This is a genomic window from Methylosinus sp. R-45379 (genome assembly GCF_001644125.1).
Lineage (GTDB): Bacteria > Pseudomonadota > Alphaproteobacteria > Rhizobiales > Beijerinckiaceae > Methylosinus.
This window is the reverse complement of record NZ_LUUM01000248.1, coordinates 58,101-65,435: the sequence shown is the minus strand read 5'-3', so window position 1 is coordinate 65,435 and position 7,335 is coordinate 58,101. Positions and strand designations below refer to the sequence as shown.

Here is a 7,335-nt window from a genome sequence, read left to right as displayed (position 1 = left end):
GCTTCGCGGGAGAGGGGGCGGCGACGTTTCGCGAAGCTTCGATGAAGCGCTGGATCTGCTCCCTCTCCCGCGGAGCGGGGGAGGGCTGGGGAGGGGGCTGATCGCCTCACGCGACCAGGAAGGGCCGCTCCGGCGCCTCACGCGGGAAGGGCTCGATGGTCGGGCCGAGGCGGATATATTTCAGCATCAGCCACACTTCGACGATGGCCAGCGCGCTGTAGAACAGCACGAAGCCGCCGAGGCTCAGCAGAACATTATAGGCCGGCACATTGGACGCGCCGAGGAAGGTCGGCAGCACGCTGTCGATGATCCAGGGCTGGCGGCCATATTCGGCGACGACCCAGCCGAGCTCGGCCGCGATCCAGGGCAGAGGCAGGCTGTAGAAGGCGAGCTTCAAGAGCCAGGGATTGTCTCTGAGGCGACGCCGGCTGGCGACGAGGAAGGCCGCCGCGAACAGGAAGATGAAATAAAAGCCCAGCGCCACCATGATGCGGAAGGCCCAGAACAGCACCGGCACATTGGGGATGGTAGTGAGCGCCGCCTCATGCACCTGCTCATTGGTGGCGTTTTCGATATCGGGCCGGAACCGCTTCAAGAGCAGCGAATGGCCGAGGTCCTCGAAGGCCGGCAGCAGCTCGGCGGGGATGGCGGCGTTGGGTCCGTCGGGACGCGCGGCGAGCCATTCATAGGCGGGCATTCCGGCGCGAATGCGCGTCTCCGATTTCTCGACCAGCGATTTTATGCCCTCGACCGGCGTGTCCAGCGAGCGCGTCGCGATGAGGCCGAGGAGATAGGGCACCTCGACCTTCAAATGCGTCGTCTGCTGCTTCACATCGGGAATGCCGAAGAGGGTGAAGGAGGCCGGCGCCGGCTCCGTCTCCCACATGGCCTCGATCGCCGCGATCTTCATTTTCTGGTTGAAGCTCGCCGTATAGCCGCTCTCGTCGCCGAGCACGACGACGGAGAGCGCCGAGGCGAGGCCGAAGCTCGCCGCCACATTGGCGGAGCGCCGCGCGATCTCGCGATGCTGGCGGTCATAGAGCAGATAATAGGCCGAGATGGAGAGCACGAACATCGCGCCGGTCACATAGCCGGCGCTGACGGTGTGCACGAATTTCGATTGCGCGACGGGGTTGAAGAACACTTCCGAGAAGGAGGTGAGCTCCATGCGCAAGGTCTGGGGATTGAACGCCGCCCCCACCGGATTGAGCATCCAGCTATTGGCGATGAGAATCCACAGCGCCGAAAAATTGGCGCCGAGGGCGACGAGCCAAGTGACGGTGAGATGCGCCACCGGGCTCAGCCGGTTCCAGCCGAAGAAGAAGAGGCCGACGAAGGACGCCTCGAGGAAAAAGGCCATCAGCCCTTCGATCGCCAACGGCGCGCCGAAAATATCGCCCACATAATGCGAGTAGTAGGACCAATTGGTTCCGAACTGGAACTCCATGGTGATGCCGGTGGCGACGCCCATCGCGAAATTGATTCCGAACAGCGTTCCCCAGAATTTGACCGCGTCGCGCCATATGGTGCGGCCGGTCATCACGAAGACGCTCTCCATTATGGCGAGGAGAATCGAAAGGCCGAGCGTCAGCGGCACGAAGAGGAAGTGGTAGAGGGCAGTCAGAGCGAATTGCAGTCTTGAAAGCGTCACCACGTCGAGTTCGAACATCATGCGCTCCTGAAAGGATTGTCAGCCGCGGTCCCGAGCGAAGAGCTTTTCCGCCATGACGGCCGGCGAGACATGCGGCCGCTCCGAGGCAGGAAAGAAGAGGAAATAGAGCAGGGCGAGGGCCGCGGTCTTGAGAGCGAGGGCGATGGCGATCTCTCGCCCGAGCCGATGCGTCGCCGAATGGGCCGACATGCGATTCTCCCCGCCCGAAGCGCCGGGCCGGGGGACACTATCCCCGAACGGCCTCGCCTTCATGACCGCGAAAGTCCTTAAAGCCCGTACGTGATCGCCGAAGGCTCCGGTCTCGCCATAAAAAGCACATGGCGGTCCCCGTAAGAAGGCTCGAAATGTCGCTGCGCGATTATGTCGCCGTCCCGCGAGGGGCGCCCCTCGAGAGAAATCCCGCAGTCGACTTCTTGACTTTGGCCGGCGCGTGCCTTATTCGGCGCCTCTCGCTAGCGCAATGCGTTGCGCCGCGCTCGCGGGGGAGTAGCTCAGTTGGTTAGAGCGCCGGCCTGTCACGCCGGAGGTCGCGGGTTCGAGCCCCGTCTCTCTCGCCATTTCGAATCCGTCGCCTTCATAGCGTCGTGGCCCTGGCCATGGACCGAAGCTCGTCGATTGATTCTGGCCGTGCCTGCGCCTATTCTATGAGCATGACCTCACCCGCGATCACCTTCGATCGTCTCGCCTATATCGACCGGCTGAAAGAGGCCGGCTTCGACGATAAGCAGGCGCGCGCTCAGGCCGATGCGCTGGACGCGGCGCTGCGCGATTCGGTCGCCACCAAGGCCGACCTCAAAGAGCTGGCCGGCGAGCTGCGCACGGAAATGGCCAATCTAAAGGTCGATATTCTCCGCTGGCTCGTCGTCACGCAGATCGCGCTCGGCGGCGTCATTCTCGCCGCTGTCAAATTCGTGAAGTGAGCGGCGGTCCCTCCCTTCAGCTCTCCAGCAGCCAGCGCGCGCAATCGTCCCAATAGGGGCGGCCGGGGTCGCGGAAAAAGCCGAAATGGCCCATGCCGCGCCCCTCGGCGCGAATCGCCAGCGGCTCTATGTGGGCGCGGCTGTAGCGCTTCAGCAGCGCCTCCACCGCCGGCTTCGGCGCCATCCAATCATCGTCGATGGTCAGCGCGCGAATCGCTCCCGTGAATTGGTCGAAGCATCCGGGGAAGGGCCGGCCCGCCGCATCGACGAAATAGGCCTCGCTGCGGCACCAGCGCGCCCATTCCAGCGCGGCGTCCTTGGGCAGATCCTCGCCGAGGCCGAGCCGCGCCGCCGGAAAATAGCCGAGCAGGGCGGCGGGGATCGGCAGCAGCGCGCGCCACATCAGCCATAGCGCATATTTGCGCGGGGCCGGCCACAGCCGCCAATCGCCGATCTGCGTGCTGACCGCCAGCATGGCGCGAATGCAGCCGTTATTGTCGGCGAGCCCGACCATCTGCCCGCCGACGCTATGAGCGACGACGCGCAAGGGCTCCGCCGGCGCGAGCTGCGTCGCATGATCGATGATTCCGGCGAGATCCCGCTCGCCCCAGGCGCGCAACCCCCCGCCGGGCGCGCCGAAGCGGCGGGAGGCGCCGACGCCGCGATAATCGAAGGTGAGAACCCGGCATCCGCGCGCGGCGAGAAAGCGCGCCAGCCGCTCGTAGAATTTCTGCTTCACCGCAATGGCGCCGGCGATGACGACGACGGGTCCTTCCCCGCTCGGGGGCGAGAATAGCGTCGCCGCGAGAGACGCTCCGTCTCTCGCGGCGATGGTCATCGCTTCGACTGCGCCGTCGCCGGCTCTCGTCATGCGGTCACGCTCTCTTCGGGCAGTCTCGCGGCTTCGGCTTTGGCGAGCGGCGCCTCCGCCTCGCGGCGAATTCTGCTCTGCTGCTGATAGTGAGCGGCGAGCGGCAGGTTTTCAACCGCGGGGAACTCCTCCTCGATCTTCTTCGGCTTGAAGAGCGTGACGACGGATTTCCAGGTCGCGATCCCCCAGCCCTGCGAGCGATAGGGATAGCCGTGCTCCTCGCAGAACTGGCGCAGCATGGGCGCGAGCTGCGGATAGTGACGCGGGCTGATCCAGGGGAAGAGGTGATGCTCGATCTGGAAATCGACGCCGCCGCACAGCAGCCGGCCGATCGGACCCGTCTCGAAATTCACCGCCGTCGCCGTCTGCAGCATCAGATAATTGTCGCGCGTCGCATCCTTCGTCACCTGGATCGCTTCCTCCGGGTAATGCGCCGGAGCAAAGAGCGCGAACATGACATAGGACATCATGAACATCTGCACGACGAAGAACATTGCGACATTGGCGAAGCCGAAGAAATAGATCGGAATGATCATCCACACGATCCAATGACCGATCATGCAGGAAAGATCGACCCAGCTCTGCCAGTTGCGGCGCTCGTCGTCGCGCAGCTCGCGGATCAGGAAGCGCCAGCCCTTGAAGGCGACGCCGAAGGAATTGCCGAGCAGCACGATGGGAAAGAAATAGCCCTGATGCTCGAACCACCAGCGCGCGAGGCCGCTGGCCTTCTTCAGATCGCGATCATTGAGCGTGAACACCGGCAGCAGATCGGCGTCGTCGTCCACGCCGATGACGTTCGGATTGGGATGATGCACGACGACATGCTTGTGGCGCCAATAATTGCCCGACACGCCGAGGAAGAACGGAAAGTCGAAATACATGATGAACTCATTGACCCACGGCTTGTTGCTGATCGCATGATGCGAGGCGGTGTGGCCATTGGTCGACATGCCCATGCAGCCGTAGGCGACGAGAATCATGCCGATCGCCTTGACGATGAGCATGTCCGAGACGATGACGAGCGCGACGCCCGTCGCCGTCAAGGCGATGAACAGCAGCCATTCGGCAATGCCGATAGCGGTCAGCTTGCGGGCGTATCCTGCGCGGCGGACCTGCTCCCGCAGCCGTGCGAAATCCTGATTGGCTTCCTTAGACATATGCACCCCCGATAAAACGAAATCGCGTGTCAGACGCGCTGCAGCCGGTACGGCGCGTGATAATCCTTGGTGAAGAGGAGCTGATAGAGCGCCTGGTCCCCGGCCATGGCGGAAGCTATTCCGCAGCTGAGGTAGTATTCCCACATGCGCTTGAAGACCGTGTCGTAGCGCACAGGATCGAGCGTTCCGCTATTGGCGCGGAAGGCTTCCAGCCAGCGACGCAGAGTCACGGCGTAATGGCGCGCCATATTCTCGACGTCGAGAATGGCGAGGCTATTCTTCTCGAGCTCTGTCGTCATCGCGGAGAGCTTCGGCGTGTCGGAGCCGGGGAAGACGTATTTTTGAATGAAGGGATCATGGCGATTGATCGCCGTGTTGCAGCCGATGACATGCACGAGGCCGCGGCCCTTCGGCGCGAGCAGACGCTCGATGGCGCCGAAATAGGCCGCATAATCCTTGGCGCGCACATGCTCCAGCATTCCGACGCTGACGATGCGATCGAAAGAGCCCTCGATCTCGCGATAATCGCCGAGGATGAAGCGCACGCGATCGGAGACGCCGTATTTGGCGGCGTTTTCCTGCGCGCGCGCGTGATGCGCGACGCTATTGGTGACGCCGACGCCGCGCGCGCCGAAATTCAGCGCAGCGTGAATCAGCATGCCGCCCTTGCCGCAGCCGATATCGAGCAGCGACTGGCCGGGCTCGATCTCGAGCTTCTGGCAAATGCGATCGAGCTTGCGCTGCTGCAGGAGATCGGCGTCGTCGTCCTGCGCATGCGCATAGCCGCAGGAATAGACCTGGTAGCGATCGAGCAGAAAGGCGTCGAACACGTCTTCGCCGATGTCGTAGTGACGGCGCACATTGGTCGCCGGGCTCAGCAGGCGATTGCTCGCCAGCATGCCGGCGTAGCGGAAGAGGAAGCTCCAATCGGAGCGCAGCTTCTTATGCAGGCCGGCGCGGCACAGCATTGTGAGGCAATCGACGAGGCGGCCGTCCTCGACCTCGAAATCCTGCGCCATGAAGGCTTCGCCCATGCCGAGATTGCCGAAGGCGAGCACGCGGCTGAAGAAATCGTCGCGCAGCACGCGCAGCACGATCGGCGCTTCATCGCCGGCGCCGAAGCGATGATCGACGCCATTGTGACGAACGATCAGCGTTCCCTGATGGAGATGGCGCGACAGCATCTCGAAGAAAGCGTCCTTCGGCTGACGCGCTCCCAATAGCTGCGCGAGCGAAAGCTGTCGGCGCGACGTCTTCGCATCGAAAGCGCGCGCAGCATGTTCGGGCATATATCTCGTATCGGTCATTTGTCTCTCCCAATGCATATCGCGCGCTTTCGGCAAAGAATTTCCGCGCCTCTCGCGCTGGAAACGACGCGCGAAATCTTCCGCGCGCCCGCGCTATTTGCGCCGCGCTTCTCGTTCTTCATGCAGTCCGCCGTGCTGAGCGATGGCGTCGCACGACAAGATTGTGTCAAATGTTGTCACATTATTTCTGCATGTTGACAAGCAGCTCAGCTTGCGCTCGCATCCTCTCGTCGCGTCTTGCGATACGACGATCGGCGCGAGCCTGATCCGAGGTGTTAAAAGGGTCGGCGAGGAATTTGTGTGTGCTGCCACACAGGGCGCGAGCGCGCGTCCGCTCTATAGGATCGATGGGCGAGCGCGGATCGCGCCGCGCCAAATGAATTTCAGCGGAGACGAGAAAAATGGACGCAATCGAAATGTCGCGCTGGTTGTGGGCGGATCGGCGCGCGCGCGCCGCTCGCAGCGAGGCGGGGCCGACGCTGAATGGCGCGAAGGGTCAATTCATCGAGACGCACGGCGCGAGCTTGCGGACGCTGATCACTCCGCAGAAGAATGGCGGCGGCGACAAGACTTTGGTGATCGTGCCCGATCCGCCCAATGTCATCGAGCAATATTTGCCGATCATCGACGAAATGTCGAACCATGCGCGTGTCATTTGCGTGGAGACGCCCGGCTTCGGCCAATCCTTCGTGAAATCGGGATTTCGCTTCGATGTCCCGAGCTATTGCGAGGTCTTCGACGAATTCTTCGCGCAGCTGGAGATAAATGACGCCGTGCTGGACATGGCCTGTCTCGGCGGCTTCGCGGGCGTCGCCTTCTCGGCGGCGCGGCCCGATCGCGTGCGCCATCTCATGCTGCAGCAGACAGTCTCGATCTCGCAGGCGCAGCAATGGGCGGCGGGAACCGATCGCATGAATTTGATTCGGCGGCCCTATGTCGGGCAGATATTCATGCGCGCGCTGGATCATGTGGTGGCGCGCCATTGGTATAAGGTCGCCATGCCGCCGGCGACCTCGGCTATTGCGCCGAAGCTCGCGGAAGAGGCGATCGCGGGTCTCGATCGCGGCGGCTGCTTTTGTCTCTGCAACGCCTATCAGGCCTTGATGGCGACGCCGGAGAAGCCCTACGCCGCCAGCCCGCGCAAGGTGACGATCGTCTGGGGCGACAGCGATCCGACGCATAATCTCGTGGCGACGATCGGCGATTCGCTGAAGGCGTTTCTGCCGGAGGCGGAATTCGTCCTCTTCGAGAATTGCGGGCATTTTCCCATGCTGGAAAATCCGCAGCGCTATCTGCCCATGCTGCGCGCCGCGCTCGACGCGGCGTAATGCGGCTTTTTTCCCCCTCTCCCCGCACGCGGGGAGAAGGAAGGCGGCAGGCGCCGCGCGAAGCGATCGGCCGAACGAGG

7 protein-coding genes and 1 tRNA gene are annotated in these 7,335 nt (G+C 63.1%); 3 read left to right on the top strand and 5 right to left on the bottom strand.

Annotated features, from left to right (window positions below):
- Positions 1–106 precede the first annotated feature (106 nt).
- Together A1351_RS11930 and cydP are read right to left on the bottom strand one after the other, a co-directional pair.
- Positions 107–1,669 carry a cytochrome ubiquinol oxidase subunit I gene (locus A1351_RS11930; RefSeq protein ID WP_024878257.1) on the bottom strand — a complete coding sequence of 521 codons (1,563 nt, stop codon included), beginning with the start codon at positions 1,667–1,669 and terminating at the stop codon, positions 107–109.
- A 21-nt stretch (positions 1,670–1,690) separates the two neighbouring features.
- Complete coding sequence (gene cydP / locus A1351_RS24745) at positions 1,691–1,861, bottom strand: cytochrome oxidase putative small subunit CydP (RefSeq protein ID WP_134187967.1); 171 nt, start codon at positions 1,859–1,861, stop codon at positions 1,691–1,693.
- Between the two features lie 291 nt (positions 1,862–2,152).
- Here cydP and A1351_RS11925 point away from each other — a divergent pair.
- Both A1351_RS11925 and A1351_RS11920 read left to right on the top strand, forming a co-directional pair.
- Positions 2,153–2,229 (top strand) — tRNA-Asp (locus A1351_RS11925).
- An 87-nt stretch (positions 2,230–2,316) separates the two neighbouring features.
- Complete coding sequence (locus tag A1351_RS11920) at positions 2,317–2,592, top strand: hypothetical protein (RefSeq protein ID WP_024878258.1); 276 nt, start codon at positions 2,317–2,319, stop codon at positions 2,590–2,592.
- A gap of 16 nt (positions 2,593–2,608) precedes the next feature.
- Here the strand turns inward: A1351_RS11920 and A1351_RS11915 are convergent, their stop codons facing one another.
- From A1351_RS11915 to A1351_RS11905, 3 genes are read right to left on the bottom strand one after another with little or no spacing between them, the layout of a single operon-like run.
- Positions 2,609–3,463, bottom strand: coding sequence for an alpha/beta fold hydrolase (locus A1351_RS11915; RefSeq protein ID WP_024878259.1), 855 nt, complete (start codon positions 3,461–3,463; stop codon positions 2,609–2,611).
- Positions 3,460–4,620 carry an acyl-CoA desaturase gene (locus A1351_RS11910; RefSeq protein ID WP_024878260.1) on the bottom strand — a complete coding sequence of 387 codons (1,161 nt, stop codon included), beginning with the start codon at positions 4,618–4,620 and terminating at the stop codon, positions 3,460–3,462. The genes A1351_RS11915 and A1351_RS11910 overlap by 4 nt, the downstream gene beginning before the upstream one ends.
- A 29-nt stretch (positions 4,621–4,649) precedes the next feature.
- Positions 4,650–5,927 carry a class I SAM-dependent methyltransferase gene (locus tag A1351_RS11905; protein WP_198162357.1) on the bottom strand — a complete coding sequence of 426 codons (1,278 nt, stop codon included), beginning with the start codon at positions 5,925–5,927 and terminating at the stop codon, positions 4,650–4,652.
- Positions 5,928–6,328: 401 nt separating this feature from the next.
- On the opposite strand from A1351_RS11905, the gene A1351_RS11895 reads away from it, so the two are divergent.
- Positions 6,329–7,255, top strand: coding sequence for an alpha/beta fold hydrolase (locus A1351_RS11895; RefSeq protein ID WP_064033053.1), 927 nt, complete (start codon positions 6,329–6,331; stop codon positions 7,253–7,255).
- Positions 7,256–7,335 lie beyond the last annotated feature (80 nt).